Here is a 15,728-nt window from a genome sequence, read left to right as displayed (position 1 = left end):
TTCCGCCCGCATGATCAGCGACTTGGCAGAAAACGATCGACCGTCCCGTCCCCGCCCGGTCGTAGCCTGCCTATCCTGAACGGGTCATCGGACAGGACACCGGGTCGCGAACCGGCTTCCTCCTCCGCTTCGAGGCCCGGTGCCGGTGACGGTCGTGACGGGACAGGTCTTGCGGAAAACCGACGATCCTCCGCAGGCCGCAAAGGCTCCCGCAACGACTGGGGCAGGCGAATGCCTGATGCCACCCATTGAACGCAACCCGCCTGCCCCGCTCCTTCAAAACGAAGAACCGCGCCGGATTTCTCCGGCGCGGCTCGAAATGCTGCCTGACGGTCGGCGGGATCAGTCCTGGCTGACCAGCTCGCCATGCTCGGCCAGGTATTCCTGGTCGATTTCCGGCAGTGGCTCGTCGTCGATCGCCGCCTCGAAGGCGCGCAGGCGCTTGTAGATCGACAGCAGCTCGACGATCGTCGTCCACGAATTGACGAGATACTGGAAGGAACTGCGCACCTGATCGAACACGTTGTTGATCTGCGTCATCAGGCCGAGCGTCAGCTTGCCGGCGACGATCGACGGCACCAGCACGATCAGGCTGAACAGGTTGTCCGCCTGAAGATAGAAGATGCGCGCGACGTTGAAATACATGTAGTGGAAGTAGAGCCGGAAGTAGTTGCGGCGGACATTGTCGTAGAGCTCGGCAACCGTCAGCGGCTTGGCCCGGTTGGGGTCGTCCTCGCCATAGACCAGTTCCTTGCGGTAGGAGGCCTCGACCCGCTGGTTGCGGAACTCCAGTCCCGGCAGCTTGATCCCGACGACAGCCAGGAACACGGTGCCGAACACCGACCAGAAGATCGCCGCCCAAACGAGCGCATGGGGAACGTCGCCGATCAGCGGCAGCTCGGTGATGGTGGCGCCGAGCTTGAACAGAACCGGCAGGAAAGCGATCAGCGTCATCACCGAAGAGACGAGATTGACCCCGAGCGCCTCGACCGTGGACGAGAAGCGCATCGTGTCTTCCTGCACGCGCTGCGAGGCGCCTTCGATGAACCGCAGCTTCGGCCAGTGCTCCATGTAGTATTCGTTCATCGCGGTCCGCCAGCGGAAGATCCAGTGGCTGACGAAGAACCGGCTGAGCACGCCGATGGTGATCGCGACGAAGGCGATCCCGGCAAAACCCAGCATGCCCATATAGAGCTGGGCGGCTGTGACCGATCCCTTTTCCGAAAGCGCCTTCTGGATCATGTCGTAGAAGGGGCCGTACCAGGCGTTGATCGCCACCGAGACCTGGACGTTGAAATAGGTGGTGAAGATGATCAGCGCGCTGCCGAGCACCGACCACATCTGCCAGCGATGCGGGCTGACGATGAACCAGAAGGCGCTGAAGGCCAGTACGACGACGGTGTAGAAGATGTAGAACCACAGAAACGGCGTCGACCAGAAGATCGACACGCCGATCGGCGGCTCCTGGCCTTCTGCGAGCGGCGGCAGGCCGATCAGCGCGCCCCAATTGGCGGCGCCGGCATACCAGATCAGAATCGCGGCAAGCGACCAGAGAGCTGCGGACGTGAAGAACAGTCGCGGCTTGGGAAAGAAAGACTTGAACACGGGGATAGCTACTTTCTCGGCGGGGGACGGAAGGGCCTTGGAAACCCGGTCTTTGGGCCGAAACTAGGGCAGAAAAAAGCACCCAGCAATGCCATCAACCGATTGTGACGGTTTTGGTCCGTGTCAATTCACAGTTTCGAATGAAACCATGAAGCCTTGTCCGGCCTCAGGGTAGCCTGCGGGCCACCGGCAGGACGAGGAGCGCGCCTGAAAACAGAACGCCTGCCGCGACCAGGCTCGGCACGGTGAAGCCGCCCGTGCGTTCGGCCAGCACGCCGGCGATGAGCGGCCCGACGCTTTGGCCGATTCCGAAGGCGGCCGTCATGAAGGCCAGCGCCCGGCGCGGGCTCTGGGGCGACAAGGCCCGTCCCAGCCGCAATCCATAGGCCGTGATGATCATGAAGGTCAGCCCGAGCAGCGCCCCGCCGACCAGCGGCGCCGCCGGTGACGGAAGAACGACGGAGGCCAGCACCCCGGCGGCCTCGATCGTCAGCGCGGCGAGATAGGCACCGCCGAGGCCCAGGCGGTGCATCACCGGCCGCCACAGGAAGAGCGAGGCGGCGGCCGCAGAGCCGGCGACGAACCAGGTGAGGAACTCGATCGCCGCTCCCGCCGAACTCATGCGCGCCATGGTGACGATGAAGGTCGCCGTCACCACATAACCGAGACCGAACAGGCCATAGGACGCGGTGACGAGCACCACCGGCAAGCGGAAGACCAGCGGCGGCTCGCTCGACGACGGGTTCTGATGGACGGGCGCGGCCGGCAGCAGCCAGGCGACGACCGCGAAGGAAAGGAGGCTCACGCCGGCGCCGACGAACCAGTCCATGCGCCAGCCGAGCCCGGCGGCCCCGACCACGAGCACCATCAGCGAAGAGGCGGCAATCCCGATGCCGACACCGGCGAAATGCGCCGACTGCACCGCCTCGCTGCCGGCGCGCGCGGCATGGCCGAGCACGATCGAGGTGATAAAGATCATCGAGAAGGCGCTCGCCAGTCCGGCGAGAAAGCGCAGGATGACGAAGCCCGTCACCGAGCCGGCAAACCCCATGCCGGCGAGAAGTGCGGCGCTGAGGAACAGCGACAGGAGCCCGACGCCCCGTTCGCGGCCCGCCGCCCAGCCATGACCGCCGACGATCGCACCGGCCAGATAACCGGCAAAATTCGCCGCCGCGATCAGCCCCGCGTCGGCGGAGGAAAGACCGAGATCGCCCATCATGCCGGGCAGGATCGGCGTGAACGAGAAGCGGCCGAACCCCATGGCGGCCGCCATGCCAAGGCCTCCGGCAATCGCGGTGGAGAAGAGGTTCGGCTCAGTACGTGTCGGTGCGGGCATGGCAGCGCTTATCGCATCGCAGCATTAAACCCGCAAACCACAAAAACTGATCGCCGGGTTCACGGGTTGAAATGGATCACGCCACGCCGTCGTTACGCCCTCAGGGCAAGCTGCAGCTTGCTCCGGCCGCAAAAATCGCTAGTGGAGGGCAAACGATTTGAAGGAGCACCTCCATGAGCGACCTCACCCTGAGCCAGGCCATCGACAACGTCTATGCCTCACTCAACAACGACAACGAAGAGATCGACCTCCACATCGCGGCTCTCAAGGCGGCGATGGCCCGCGAAGGCGTGAAGGAAGCGGTGTTCGAGCCTTCGAAGCTCTTCCAGTCCAACCGCCAGGGCCGCAAGATCATGCAGTCCTACTTCAAGAAGCGCGGCGTGACGGTGGCCTTTTCCGCCTGAGACCGGCCGGCGCCCCATCGGGCGCCGCTGTTTCGCAGCCTCAGTCGATGAGCGTGAGGACGATCGGGCCGTTCTTCGTGACGACGATGGTGTGCTCGAACTGCACGGTCGGCGCCTTGGGCTCGCTGTAGAGCGTCCAGGGATCGTCGCCGTCCTCGGCCCACAGGCCGCCGAGCGACAGGAAGGGCTCGATGGTGAAGACCAGCCCCTCCTCCATGATCCGCGTCTCGTCGGGATCCGGCCAGGTGGAAAGCTCCTTCGGCTCCTCGTGCAGCGAGTGGCCGATGCCGTGGCTGGCGAGATTCTGAATCAGCGTGTAGCGGTTCTTCTTGGCAAATGTGCCGATCGCATTGCCGATATTGGCCATCGGCTGGCCGGTGCGCACCTGGTTGAGGCCCACCCACAGCGCGCGCTTGCCGTCGCGGCAGAGCTTCTCGATCTTCGGCTTCACCGGGGGCACGATGAACGAGGCACCGGTATCGCCGAACAGGCCGTTCTTCACGCCCGAAACGTCGATATTGACGAGATCGCCGGCCGCGATCTTTCGGTCACCGGGAATGCCGTGCGCGACTTCCTCGTTGACGCTGATGCAGGTGGCACCGGGGAACTGGTAGCAGAACTCCGGCGCCGACTGCGCTCCGGCGTCTTCCAGCACCTTGCGCCCGATCAGGTCGAGCTCGCGCGTGGTGATCCCCGGTTCGAGCGCCGCCCCCATGACCTTGACCGCCGTCGCACAAAGTCGGCCGATCTCCTTCAGCCCGTTGAGGTCGTCTTCGCTCGAAACAATCATCGTCTGTCTACCGGGCGTTCGCCCGCTCTTTCTTGTGATTTCGGAATGGCGGGTGCTTACGCCCCCGCTTCCGACGGGGTCAACGCCTTTCTGACCAGCGGCGCCACTTTTGTGCCGTAGAGCTCGATGCCGCGCATGATGTCGCGATGTGGCATCGGCCCGATCGCCATCTGCAGCAGGAAACGGTCATTGCCGAAGATCTTGTGGCTGGCGACGATCTTCTCCGCGACCGTTTCCGGATCGCCGACGAAGAGCGCGCCGCGCGGACCGCGGGCGGCGTCGAAATGGCCGCGATTGGTCGGCCCCCAGCCGCGCTCGCGGCCGATCCGGTTCATCACGGTCGCCTGCGGTTCGTAGAAGATGTCGGCCGCCTTCTCGCTCGTGTCGGCAATGAAGCCGTGCACGTTGATCGAGGTCTTCAGCAGCTTCGGGTCGACGCCCGCCTTGGCGCCGCTCTGCCGGTAGAGATCAAAGAGCGGGGCAAAACGGTGCGGCTCGCCGCCGATGATGGCGAGCGCCAGCGGCAGGCCGAGATAGCCGGCACGCGCCGCCGACTGCGGCGTGCCGCCGATCGCGATCCACAAGGGCAGCGGATCCTGCAACGGCCGCGGATAGACGCCGCGCCCCGCGATGGCCTTGCGCGTCTCGCCTTCCCAGGTCACCACCTCGTTCTCGCGGATCTCCATGAGCAGCTGCAGCTTTTCCGCAAACAGCAGGTCGTAGTCGTCGAGCTCGTAACCGAACAGCGGAAAACTCTCGATGAAGGAACCGCGCCCGGCCATAATCTCGACGCGGCCGTTCGACAGGAGGTCGACGGTCGCGAACTGCTGGAAGACCCGGACCGGATCGTCGGAGGAGAGAACCGTCACCGCGCTCGACAGCCGGATGTTCTTCGTCTTGACCGCCGCCGCCGCAAGAATGGTCGCGGGCGAGGACGCCATGTAGTCGGGCCGATGATGCTCGCCGAGCCCGAAGACGTCGAGCCCGACCTCGTCGGCCAGCTGGATTTCCTCCAGCAGGTCGTCGAGCCGGCGCTTCGCCTCGGCTCCCTTGTCGGCTGCATTCGGATCGACATCCGCAAAAGTGTAAAGCCCGAGTTCCATATCTGCCTTGTCTCCCTGAAACGTTGCAAACAGATAGCGATGCAAAGCGCCGGCGGCAAATGCCGCAAACGGTGACGCAGTGTTCGGCATTCTCCGCACGATCGGCGCGCGAGCCGGACAATGCCGAAATGGCAACACCCTGCTCGCCAAAAACCGGATTGCCAGCCTCGACGATTCGGGCATAACCTTTCCTGTCTACTGCGGCGCAACAGAACGCCGACCTGATCGGGAGAAGTCTTTCATGAACAGAACCGTCGTCGTCACCGGATCGACCAGCGGCATCGGACTGGCGATTGCCAGGGCGTTTGCCGCCCATGGCGACAATGTCGTGATCAACGGTTTCGGCGATCCCGGCGAGATCGAGGCGATCCGCCAGAGCCTGGAAGTGACCGGCAGCCGCGCGATCTACCATGGCGCCGACATGTCGAAGCCGGAAGAGATCGAGGACCTGATGGCAACCGCCGCCCGCGAATTCGGCATGGTCGACGTGCTCATCAACAATGCCGGCATCCAGCATGTTTCGGCGGTCGAGGACTTTCCGCCGGAAAAGTGGGACCAGATCATCGCCATCAATCTGTCCAGTTCCTTTCATACCATTCGCCTTGCCGTCCCGGCGATGAAGGAAAAGAAGGCGGGCCGCATCATCAACGTCGCCTCGGCCCACGGCCTGATCGCCTCCCCCTTCAAGAGCGCCTATGTGGCGGCCAAGCACGGGATCATGGGCCTGACCAAGAGCGTCGCGCTGGAACTTGCCGAATCCGGCGTGACGGTGAACGCGATCTGCCCTGGTTATGTGCTGACCCCGCTCGTCGAGAAGCAGATCCCCGACACCGCCAAGGCGCGCGGGATCACCGAAGCGCAGGTGAAATCCGAGGTCATGCTGAAGTTCCAGCCGACCAAGGAATTCGTCGCCGTGGAGGAAGTGGCGGCTGTTGCGATCTTCCTCGCCAGCGACGCGGCACGGCAGATCACCGGCACGCACATCTCGATCGACGGCGGCTGGACCGCTCAATAAAACCGGCCCGCAGGCCCGAGAGAAGACGATCCATGACCGATTGCATCCGTTTCGTCCTGAACGGCGAGGACATCGCCCTCCAAAGCGTGGATCCCACGGAAACGCTTCTGGATTTCCTCAGGCTGAAACGTCGGCTGACCGGCACCAAGGAAGGCTGCGCCGAAGGCGATTGCGGCGCCTGCACCGTGCTTGTCGGGCGGCTTGACGCCGGCCACCTGACCTACGAGACGGTCAATGCCTGCATCCGTTTCCTCGGCTCGCTCAACGCCACCCATGTCGTGACGGTCGAACACCTCGCCGGTGAAGGCGGCAATCTCCATCCGGTACAGCAGGCCATGGTCGACTGCCACGGCTCGCAATGCGGCTTCTGCACGCCGGGTTTCGTGATGTCGCTCTACGGCCTGTGGCTCTCCAACGGCCATCCGTCCCGCGCCGAGATCGAACGGGCGCTTCAGGGCAATCTCTGTCGCTGCACCGGCTACGAGCCGATCGTCAAGGCGGCCGAACAGGTGTCCCGCACCCGCCCGAGCGCGCTTTTCGATCCGCTCGAACGCGACCGCGCCAACATCATGGCAAGGCTGTGGAACCTGCAGCCCACCGAGACGATCACCGTTTCGAAAGGCGGGCGTCGCCTCGTCGTGCCGGCCTCGCTGACCGCCCTTGCCGACGTCCTTGCCCGGGAACCCGGCGCCACGATCGTCGCCGGCGCCACCGATGTCGGGATCTGGGTCACCAAGCAGATGCGCGAACTCGATCCGGTCGTCTTCATCAACCACCTCACGGATCTGCAGCATGTCGCCACCGACGAACGGGCGATCACGCTCGGCGCCGGGGTGAGCTATTCCAGGGCCTTCGACACGCTGCGCTCTGAAATCCCGGCCGTCGGCCGGCTGATCGAGCGGATCGGCGGCCAGCAGGTACGCAACATGGGCACGATCGGCGGCAACATCGCCAACGGCTCGCCGATCGGCGACACGCCGCCGGCGCTGATCGCGCTGGACGCGACGATCCGCCTTCGCTCCACCGCCGGCGGCCGGGAGATCGCGCTCGAGGATTTCTTCATCGATTACGGCAAGCAGGACCGCCGCGCCGGCGAATTCGTCGAATCGATCCGTATTCCAAGGCCGGAGCCCGGCAGCCATTTTGCCGTCTACAAGATCTCCAAGCGCCGCGACGAGGACATCTCGGCGCTTTGCGGCGCCTTCCATCTGACGCTCGGCGACGACAACACGGTTTCCCGCATCCGCATCGCTTTCGGCGGCATGGCCGGCACGCCGAAGCGCGCCCGCGCCGTCGAGGCGGCACTCATCGGCAAGCCCTGGACCGAGGCGACCATCGTCACCGCCCGCGACGCTTTCGACGAGGCCTACAAGCCCCTCACCGACTGGCGCGCCACCGCCGAGTATCGCAGCCTGACCGCCAGGAACCTGCTCACCCGCTTCTTCCTGGAAACCACCGGGACCCCGCAGGAACTGAAACGCTTTGCGGCGGAGGAGGCGTGATGGCCCTTTTCGATCGCTCCCTGAGTTTCACGTCGCGACAGCCCCTCACCCTAACCCTCTCCCCGCAAGCGGAGAGAGGGGACGAGGCCGGGGCACTGGCCGCGGTTGTCCTTCTCCCCGCCCGCGGGGAGGAGGTGGCCGGCAGGCCGGATGAGGGGCAGGAACGCCGAGGCAGGAATTTAAGCCATGCATAAGCCGACCTACGAGACCTACAAATATGTCAGCGGCCCGATGCACCAGCCGCTCCGGCATGATTCGGCACACAAGCATGTCGCCGGAAGTGCCGAATATATCGACGACATTCCAGAGCCTGCGGGCCTGCTGCACGGCGCGCTCGGCATGTCGGACCGGGCGCACGCGGAAATCCTTTCGGTCGACCTGTCGGCCGTGAAAACCTATCCCGGCGTCGTTGCGGTGCTGACGGCCGACGACGTGCCGGGGGTCAACGACGTCTCCTCCGGCGGTCGCCATGACGAGCCGCTGCTCGCAAAGGACAAGGTGGAGTTTCACGGCCAGCCGGTCTTTGCCGTGATTGCCGAAACCCGCGACGCTGCCCGCCGCGCCGCCCGGATGGCGAAGATCGAATATCGCGACCTGCCCTTCTGGACCGACGTCGATGCCGCCCTCGAAAACGACGCCCCGCTCGTCACGCCCGGCATGGTGCTCAAACGCGGCGAGCCGGAGACCGAACTCGACAAGTCCGAGCATCGCCTCAAGGGAACGATGCGGATCGGCGGCCAGGAGCATTTCTACCTGGAAAGCCACATCGCGCTTGCCATTCCCGGCGAGGACGACGAGGTGACCGTCTGGTCCTCGACCCAGCATCCCTCCGAGATCCAGCATATCGTCGGCCACGTGCTCGACATTCCGTCCAATGCGATCACCGTCAATGTCCGGCGCATGGGAGGCGGTTTCGGCGGCAAGGAGACCCAGGGCAACCAGTTCGCCGCGCTCGCCGCCCTTGCAGCCAAGAAGTTGAACCGCGCGATAAAATTCCGCCCCGACCGCGACGAGGACATGGCGCTGACCGGCAAGCGCCACGACTTCCGTATGGACTTCGACGTCGCCTACGACGGCGACGGCCGCATCCACGCACTGACCGCGAATTTCGCCGCGCGCTGCGGCTATTCGGCCGACCTTTCCGGCCCGGTGTCCGACCGCGCCCTCTTCCATGCCGACTCGAGCTACTTCTACCCGCATGTGAAGCTGACCTCGCAGCCCCTGAAGACTCATACGGTTTCCAACACCGCGTTTCGCGGTTTCGGCGGCCCGCAGGGCATGCTCGGTGGCGAGCGCATCATCGAGGAAATCGCCTACCAGCTCGGCAAGGACCCGCTCGAGATCCGCAAGGCGAACTTCTACGGCGATGTCGGTTCCGGCCGCAATGTCACGCCCTATCACCAGATGGTCGAGGACAACATCGTCGCCCGCGTCGTCGAGGAACTGGAGACCTCCTGCGACTACAAGGCGCGGCGCCGCGCCATCGTCGACTTCAACAGGACGAGCCCGGTGATCAGGAAGGGCATCGCACTCACCCCGGTGAAGTTCGGCATCTCCTTCACCATGACCGCCTTCAACCAGGCCGGCGCGCTCGTTCATGTCTACCAGGACGGCTCGATCCACCTCAACCACGGCGGCACCGAGATGGGCCAGGGCCTCTACACCAAGGTCGCCCAGGTGATTGCCGAGTGCTTCCAGGTGGATGTCGAGCGCGTCAAGATCACCGCGACGACGACGGCCAAGGTGCCGAACACCTCGGCGACGGCCGCCTCGTCCGGAACGGACCTCAACGGCATGGCCGCCTTCGACGCGGCCCGCCAGATCAAGGAACGCCTCGTCGCCTTCGCCGTCGAACACTTCAAGGTATCGGCGGATGAGGTCGTGTTCCTGCCCAACCGGGTACGGGTCGGCGCGGAGGAGATCCCCTTCCCGGACTTCGTCAGGAAGGCCTATTTCGCCCGCGTGCAGCTCTCCGCCGCCGGCTTCTACAAGACGCCGAAGATCCATTGGGACCGCGCCGCCGGCCGCGGCACGCCGTTCTACTACTTCGCCTATGGCGCCGCCTGCTCCGAAGTCTCGATCGACACGCTGACCGGCGAGTATCTGATGGAGCGCACCGACATTCTCCACGACGTCGGCCACTCGCTCAATCCGGCGATCGACATCGGCCAGATCGAGGGCGCCTTCGTGCAGGGCATGGGCTGGCTGACGACCGAGGAACTGTGGTGGGACGCCAAGGGGCGGCTGAGAACCCACGCGCCGTCGACCTACAAGATCCCGCTCGCCTCCGACCGGCCGAAGATCTTCAACACTCGGCTCGCCGAATGGTCGGAAAATGCCGAGCCGACCATCGGTCGCTCCAAGGCCGTCGGCGAACCGCCGTTCATGCTGGCGATCTCGGTCCTGGAAGCACTTTCGATGGCCGTCGCCTCGGTCGCCGACTACCGCCATTGCCCCCGCCTCGACGCCCCTGCGACGCCGGAGCGGGTGCTGATGGCGGTCGAGCGGCTGAAGGGGATGTGATGCAGTCCCCGGCGGATCACGACATGCTGCCCCTCCGGGATTCGGCAGCGCCGTCATTCATGGCCGCCGCTGCAGATTGCCCCTCATCCGCCTGCCGGCACCTTCTCCCCGTGAACGGGGAGAAGGCCGCGCTTCGCGGGCCCACCGCCATAGAAATCCCATTTGAGACGCCGTGCTTCCGAGCGTACCCAACGGTAAAGTCGGTGACTCGTTTGGCGGTGCCTCGCAGGGCCCAAAGAGCTCATGAACCGCTTCGGGACATCGGCGGCGAAGTGCCGAGGCATCCGGATCATCCCTTCTCCCCGTCGGGACGGGGAGAAGGTGCCGGCAGGCGGATGAGGGGCAGCTTCCGATGACGCCCCCCTCCCTTACCCACTTCCTCGCCGCCCACCCCAATGCCGTGCTCGTCGAGGTCGCGGAGGCGAAAGGCTCGACGCCGCGCGAGGCGGGTGCATTCATGGTCGTTGCGACGGACGCCCTTCACGGCACGATCGGCGGCGGTCATCTGGAATTCATGGCGATCGACCATGCGCGGCACATGCTGGCCTCCGGCGAACGGCAGGGCTTCCTCGACGTGCCGCTCGGGCCGGAAATCGGCCAATGCTGCGGCGGCCGCACCGGGCTTGCCTTCGACCGCCTCGATCCGGCCGCCAGTCAGGCACTTCTTGACCGGCAGGCAGCGATTGAACAGGCCCATCCCGACGTCTTCGTCTTCGGCGCCGGCCATGTCGGTCTGGCGCTCGCGGCTGCCCTTCGTCCTCTGCCGGTCAGCGTCACCGTCGTCGAGACCCGCGAGGCGCTCGAAGCTGCACTGCCGGACGGCGTGAAATTCCGCCGCGTCGCCATGCCCGAGGCAGAGGTTGAGGCCATCCGGCCGGGTGGGGCCGCCGTCGTGCTCACCCACGACCATGCCCTCGATTTCCTCATCACCCGCGCCGCCCTCGCCCGCCCGGATCTCGCCTATGTCGGCATGATCGGCTCGGCCACCAAGCGCGCCACCTTCGCAAGCTGGCTGAAGCGCGAGGGCGAAAACGCAAGCCTGCTCGATCGGCTCACCTTGCCGATCGGCGGCAGCACCCTGCGGGACAAGCGACCCACCGTGATTGCGGCCCTCGCCGCGGCGGAGATCTGCGTGAACGTTCTCAATTCATAACGCGCGAGGAACGGCGCGGCATGAGAAACGCGACCAGCAGGCAATCCTCAGATGCGAAACCGACCTGTTGAGGCCTCCTGCAGGGACGAATTCACCTGATCGTAACCGCAGGCCGAGGCCGTCAAGGCGAGCCTGCGCAGGAACCGCTACTCGAAAGTCGAGGCAACGCGGCTGATCGTCCCGCTCGTCGAATCCGCCGAGGCTGCCCATCGACCCAAGCCGCCGGGCTGACGTCCGAGCGCCCGGCCGCACGCGTTGGGCGTCAACCTTCTGCGCTCAGGCTCAAGCTAAATCTCCGCGTGAAGCGCCGGAATCAAAGCGTCAGAATCACACGTCAACCGACTGTCTTTATTTAACTTTCCTTACAACGGACCGGAGCGCATCCAGTCACCGTGGCGCCTTGCCGCGGACCAGTAGGCGTCGTTGCGGTTGAGCGACGGGCGACCGTCGACGAGACCCAGATCCTCCTTCACACCATCAGGAAGCGTTTCCGACCACATGTCGTCGCGGGCCAGAAGCCGGACAAGGAACCGGTTGAGGCCCCGCAGGGAAAGGCCTGGTGCAGGCCACAGATATCTGATCGCGGACACCATGTTACGTCTCCACTGCCCAATTCGACTTGATCATTGATGAGACGACAATGCCTCCAGTTGCCGGCCGAATCCAATTCAATTACGCTGGCGATCGATAAAGAGGGCTTATCCATGAAGTTGTCGAAACAGTTTCCTCTCAATGCGCTGCGCGTCTTCGAGGCGGTCGGCCGTCTCGGCAGCTTCACTCGCGCGGGAGAGGAACTGGGCATGACCCAGACCGCCGTGAGTTACCAGATCAAACTGCTCGAGGAGATGCTCGGCGAACTGCTTTTCACCCGCCAGGCACGTCAGATCGCGCTCACGGAAGTAGGCGAGCGCATGCTGCCGAAGGTCACGGAGGGGTTCGCGCTGCTGCGCGATGCGATGGCCCAGGCTGTCCGCAGTGCCGACGAGGTGCTCGAGATCCACTCGGTCCCGACCTTCGCCTCGCACTGGCTCGCCCGCACGCTCGGCAGTTTCCAGCTTGCCCATCCCCAGATCGCCGTTCGGCTCCTGCGCGGCAGCAAGCTGACGGATTTCAGCCGCGAGCCGGCGGACGTCGCGATCCGGATCGGCATCGGCCCCTGGCCCGGACTGGCGGCCCATCCGCTGGTCAGGCTCACCTACACGCCGATGCTGAGCCCAAAGCTGGCTGAGAGTATCGGTGGCGTGAAGGAACCCGCCGACCTTTTGAAACTGCCCTGGATCAGCGATGACGACGGTCGGTGGAAGCTCTGGTTCGAGGCCGCCGGCGTCGGCGTCGCGCCGAGCGGTGCCCGCCGGCTCAACGCACTCGGCGCGCTCGACCTCGAGGCGGGCGCTGCCCTTGCCGGCCATGGCGTCGCGATGCTCAGCCCCTTCTATGTGCAGGAGGAACTGGCGTCCGGCCGCCTGATCCAGCCCTTCGCTCTGAGCTGGCTCGACGAGAACAGCTACTGGCTCGTCTACCCGGAAAGCCGCCGCACGCTGCCGAAGGTACGCAAGTTCCGGGAATGGCTCGAAGCCACGCTGGCGCCGGAACGGCTCGCTCAAGGCCTTCAGGCGCAGTAGTGCCCCGCTCCGGCGGGAACAGGCAGAATTTCTCTGGATTGGCCGATCATCCGCCGTCCGGGGCTTCCCTTGACGAAGATTATTTTTCACAGTGCCAGGCTGGGGGAAGAAAGGGATCATCTCTGATGTATGAATACGCCATTGCCTGGGAATGGCTCTCCTTTGCGGTTCGCTGGCTGCATGTGGTGACCGCCATCGCCTGGATCGGCTCGTCCTTCTATTTCATCGCGCTCGACCTCGGCCTGGTGAGGCGCGACCATCTGCCGGTCGGCGCCTATGGCGAGGAGTGGCAGGTGCATGGCGGCGGCTTCTACCACATCCAGAAGTATCTCGTGGCGCCGGCCCAGATGCCGGAGCATCTGACCTGGTTCAAGTGGGAGAGCTACGCCACGTGGCTCTCCGGTTTCGCCATGCTCTGCGTGGTCTATTACGGCGGCGCCGACCTTTTCCTGATCGACCGCCAGGTGCTCGACCTCACCCAGTGGCAGGCCATCGGCCTTTCGCTCGGCTCGCTGGCGCTCGGCTGGCTGATCTACGACCAACTCTGCAAGTCACCGCTCGGCAAGAACATCTGGATGCTGATGGGCGTGCTCTATGTCGCGCTGATCGCCATGGCCTGGGGCTACACGCAGGTCTTCACCGGCCGCGCCGCCTTCCTGCATCTCGGCGCCTTCACCGCCACGATCATGTCGGCCAATGTCTTCCTGATCATCATCCCGAACCAGAAGATCGTCGTCGCCGACCTGATCGCCGGCCGCACGCCCGATCCGAAATACGGCGTGATCGCCAAGCAGCGCTCGCTCCACAACAACTACCTGACTCTGCCCGTCATCTTCTTCATGCTGTCGAACCATTATCCGCTGGCCTTTGCCACCGCCTACAACTGGGTGATCGCGGCGCTGGTCTTCCTGATGGGCGTCACCATCCGCCACTGGTTCAACACCACCCATGCCCGCAAGGGCCGCCCGCTGTGGACCTGGATCGCGACGACCGTCATCTTCATCGTCATCATGTGGCTCTCGACGGTCCAGAAAGCGCCGGTCGAGGACGAGGTTTCCGTCGCTCCCGCCAATCTGCGCTTCGTCGAGAATGCCCATTTCGAGGCCGCCCGCGACATCGTCATGTCCCGCTGCTCGATGTGCCATGCGGCGGAACCCGTCTGGGAGGGCATCGTCCGCCCGCCGAAGAATGTCCGGCTCGAGACCGATGCCGAGATCGCCGCCCATGCCCGCGAGATCTACATCCAGGCCGGCCGCAGCCACGCCATGCCCCCCGGCAACGTGACCGAGGTCGGCCCCAAGGAACGCGCCCTGCTCGTCGCCTGGTTCGAAAGCGCGGTATCCGGCAAGGCGGCCCAATGACCACAACCCTCATCCGCGGCCGGCTGCTCTCCTTCCTTCGCGCGCCGGAGGCGATCGACGACACGGGGAGTTACACCTATCTCTCCGACGGCGCCCTGCTCGTCACCGACGGTCGCATTGTGGCGATGGGCAAGCATGCCGATGTTAGCGCCGCCGCGCCGCAAGGCACGATCGAGATCGACCACCGCCCGCACCTCATCCTGCCGGGTCTGATCGACACCCATGTGCATTTCCCGCAGATGCAGGTGATCGGCTCCTATGCGGCCAACCTGCTCGAATGGCTGAATACCTACACCTTCCCCGAGGAATGCCGCTTCGTCGAGAGCGCCCATGCGGAGCGCATCGCCGGTCATTTCTTCGACGAGTTCTTCCGCAACGGCACGACCACCGCGGTCGCCTATTGCTCGGTGCACAAGACGTCCGCTGACGCCTTCTTCGCCGAGAGCTTGCGCCGCGGCAGCCTGATGATCGGCGGCAAGGTGATGATGGACCGCAACGCCCCGCAAGGCCTGCTCGACACGCCGCGGACCGGTTACGACGAGACCCGCCAGGTGATCGCCGACTGGCACGGAAAGGGCCGCAACCACGTCGCCATCACGCCCCGCTTTGCCATTACCTCGACGCCGGAACAGATGGCGATGACGCAGGCATTGGCGGAGGAATTCCCCGACCTGCACATCCAGACGCACCTGTCGGAGAACCGCGACGAGATCGACTTCACCTGCTCGCTCTATCCGCAAGCCAAGGACTATACCGACATCTACGCCCGCTACGGCCTGCTCGGACGAAAGAGCCTGTTCGGCCATGCGATCCACCTGTCGGACCGCGAGGCCGACGCCATGAGCGACGCCGGCGCGGTCGCCGTGCACTGCCCGACCTCCAACCTCTTCCTTGGCTCCGGCCTTTTTCCGATGAAATCCTACCAGCGCCGGCAAAAGCCGTTGCGGATCGCGGTGGCAACCGACATAGGCGGCGGCTCCAGCTATTCGATGCTGAAGACCCTGGACGAGGCCTACAAGATCCAGCAATTGCTCGGCGAGCGACTGAACCCGCTGGAGAGCTTCCACCTGATGACCCGCGGCAATGCCGAGGCGCTGTCTCTCATAGACCGGATCGGCACGCTGGAGCCCGGCACGGATGCCGATTTCGTCGTGCTGGACGCCGCCGCCACCCCGGCCATGCGGCTGCGCATGGAAACCGTCACCTCCCTTGCGGAGGAACTCTTTCTGCTGCAGACATTGGGAGACGACAGATCCGTCGTCGAAACCTATGTCGCGGGCAAGGCCAGCAAGCCGGCCACCGTCTGAGGGATTG

13 protein-coding genes are annotated in these 15,728 nt (G+C 64.8%); 8 read left to right on the top strand and 5 right to left on the bottom strand.

Going from position 1 to position 15,728, the window contains the following annotated elements; genetic code table 11:
* Positions 1-342: 342 nt before the first annotated feature.
* Together bacA and ACX93L_RS02890 are read right to left on the bottom strand one after the other, a co-directional pair.
* Positions 343-1,605, bottom strand: coding sequence for a bacteroid development protein BacA (bacA, locus tag ACX93L_RS02895; RefSeq protein ID WP_459403440.1), 1,263 nt, complete (start codon positions 1,603-1,605; stop codon positions 343-345).
* A 166-nt stretch (positions 1,606-1,771) separates the two neighbouring features.
* Positions 1,772-2,941 (bottom strand): YbfB/YjiJ family MFS transporter, encoded by a 1,170-nt coding sequence (locus tag ACX93L_RS02890; protein ID WP_459403439.1) that lies wholly within the window; start codon positions 2,939-2,941, stop codon positions 1,772-1,774.
* Positions 2,942-3,114: 173 nt separating this feature from the next.
* Between ACX93L_RS02890 and ACX93L_RS02885 the strand changes: the two genes are divergently transcribed.
* Complete coding sequence (locus tag ACX93L_RS02885; protein WP_459403438.1) at positions 3,115-3,345, top strand: hypothetical protein; 231 nt, start codon at positions 3,115-3,117, stop codon at positions 3,343-3,345.
* Positions 3,346-3,385: 40 nt separating this feature from the next.
* Here the strand turns inward: ACX93L_RS02885 and map are convergent, their stop codons facing one another.
* On the bottom strand, positions 3,386-4,135 hold the full coding sequence (gene map / locus ACX93L_RS02880; RefSeq protein ID WP_169586729.1) for a type I methionyl aminopeptidase: 750 nt from the start codon (positions 4,133-4,135) through the stop codon (positions 3,386-3,388).
* Between the two features lie 56 nt (positions 4,136-4,191).
* Positions 4,192-5,238 (bottom strand): LLM class flavin-dependent oxidoreductase, encoded by a 1,047-nt coding sequence (locus ACX93L_RS02875; RefSeq protein WP_459403437.1) that lies wholly within the window; start codon positions 5,236-5,238, stop codon positions 4,192-4,194.
* A gap of 241 nt (positions 5,239-5,479) precedes the next feature.
* Between ACX93L_RS02875 and ACX93L_RS02870 the strand changes: the two genes are divergently transcribed.
* The 4 genes from ACX93L_RS02870 (at position 5,480) to xdhC (ending at position 11,431) form a co-directional block, all read left to right on the top strand.
* On the top strand, positions 5,480-6,253 hold the full coding sequence (locus ACX93L_RS02870; RefSeq protein ID WP_459403436.1) for a 3-hydroxybutyrate dehydrogenase: 774 nt from the start codon (positions 5,480-5,482) through the stop codon (positions 6,251-6,253).
* A 32-nt stretch (positions 6,254-6,285) separates the two neighbouring features.
* Entirely contained in the window at positions 6,286-7,755 is a 1,470-nt protein-coding gene (xdhA, locus tag ACX93L_RS02865) for a xanthine dehydrogenase small subunit (RefSeq protein ID WP_459403435.1), read from the top strand.
* Between the two features lie 186 nt (positions 7,756-7,941).
* Positions 7,942-10,278 carry a xanthine dehydrogenase molybdopterin binding subunit gene (xdhB, locus tag ACX93L_RS02860; protein WP_459403434.1) on the top strand — a complete coding sequence of 779 codons (2,337 nt, stop codon included), beginning with the start codon at positions 7,942-7,944 and terminating at the stop codon, positions 10,276-10,278.
* Between the two features lie 352 nt (positions 10,279-10,630).
* Complete coding sequence (xdhC, locus tag ACX93L_RS02855) at positions 10,631-11,431, top strand: xanthine dehydrogenase accessory protein XdhC (RefSeq protein WP_459403433.1); 801 nt, start codon at positions 10,631-10,633, stop codon at positions 11,429-11,431.
* 362 nt (positions 11,432-11,793) lie between these two features.
* On the opposite strand, the gene ACX93L_RS02850 is transcribed toward xdhC, so the two are convergent.
* Positions 11,794-12,024, bottom strand: a complete 231-nt coding sequence (locus tag ACX93L_RS02850; RefSeq protein WP_459403432.1) for a hypothetical protein — start codon at positions 12,022-12,024, stop codon at positions 11,794-11,796.
* 111 nt (positions 12,025-12,135) lie between these two features.
* Here ACX93L_RS02850 and ACX93L_RS02845 point away from each other — a divergent pair, with 111 nt between their 5' ends.
* The 3 genes from ACX93L_RS02845 (at position 12,136) to guaD (ending at position 15,721) form a co-directional block, all read left to right on the top strand.
* Positions 12,136-13,053 carry a LysR substrate-binding domain-containing protein gene (locus tag ACX93L_RS02845; RefSeq protein ID WP_459403431.1) on the top strand — a complete coding sequence of 306 codons (918 nt, stop codon included), beginning with the start codon at positions 12,136-12,138 and terminating at the stop codon, positions 13,051-13,053.
* A 125-nt stretch (positions 13,054-13,178) separates the two neighbouring features.
* Complete coding sequence (gene puuD / locus ACX93L_RS02840; RefSeq protein WP_459403430.1) at positions 13,179-14,414, top strand: urate hydroxylase PuuD; 1,236 nt, start codon at positions 13,179-13,181, stop codon at positions 14,412-14,414.
* On the top strand, positions 14,411-15,721 hold the full coding sequence (gene guaD / locus ACX93L_RS02835) for a guanine deaminase (protein WP_459403429.1): 1,311 nt from the start codon (positions 14,411-14,413) through the stop codon (positions 15,719-15,721). The genes puuD and guaD overlap by 4 nt, the downstream gene beginning before the upstream one ends.
* The last annotated feature ends 7 nt before the right edge of the window (positions 15,722-15,728 follow it).

The organism is Rhizobium sp. CAU 1783 (assembly GCF_054551725.1).
This window is presented reverse-complemented; position numbering and strand designations above follow the sequence as displayed.

Bases quoted from the DNA above. Each gene is read 5' to 3' on its own strand.
- ACX93L_RS02885 (WP_459403438.1), top strand. From the start codon at position 3,115: ATGAGCGACCTCACCCTGAGCCAGGCCATCGACAACGTCTATGCCTCA.
- ACX93L_RS02870 (WP_459403436.1), top strand. From the start codon at position 5,480: ATGAACAGAACCGTCGTCGTCACCGGATCGACCAGCGGCATCGGACTG.
- ACX93L_RS02850 (WP_459403432.1), bottom strand. From the start codon at position 12,024: ATGGTGTCCGCGATCAGATATCTGTGGCCTGCACCAGGCCTTTCCCTG.
- xdhB (WP_459403434.1), top strand. From the start codon at position 7,942: ATGCATAAGCCGACCTACGAGACCTACAAATATGTCAGCGGCCCGATG.
- ACX93L_RS02875 (WP_459403437.1), bottom strand. From the start codon at position 5,238: ATGGAACTCGGGCTTTACACTTTTGCGGATGTCGATCCGAATGCAGCC.
- guaD (WP_459403429.1), top strand. From the start codon at position 14,411: ATGACCACAACCCTCATCCGCGGCCGGCTGCTCTCCTTCCTTCGCGCG.
- ACX93L_RS02845 (WP_459403431.1), top strand. From the start codon at position 12,136: ATGAAGTTGTCGAAACAGTTTCCTCTCAATGCGCTGCGCGTCTTCGAG.
- map (WP_169586729.1), bottom strand. From the start codon at position 4,135: ATGATTGTTTCGAGCGAAGACGACCTCAACGGGCTGAAGGAGATCGGC.
- ACX93L_RS02890 (WP_459403439.1), bottom strand. From the start codon at position 2,941: ATGCCCGCACCGACACGTACTGAGCCGAACCTCTTCTCCACCGCGATT.
- xdhC (WP_459403433.1), top strand. From the start codon at position 10,631: ATGACGCCCCCCTCCCTTACCCACTTCCTCGCCGCCCACCCCAATGCC.
- xdhA (WP_459403435.1), top strand. From the start codon at position 6,286: ATGACCGATTGCATCCGTTTCGTCCTGAACGGCGAGGACATCGCCCTC.
- puuD (WP_459403430.1), top strand. From the start codon at position 13,179: ATGTATGAATACGCCATTGCCTGGGAATGGCTCTCCTTTGCGGTTCGC.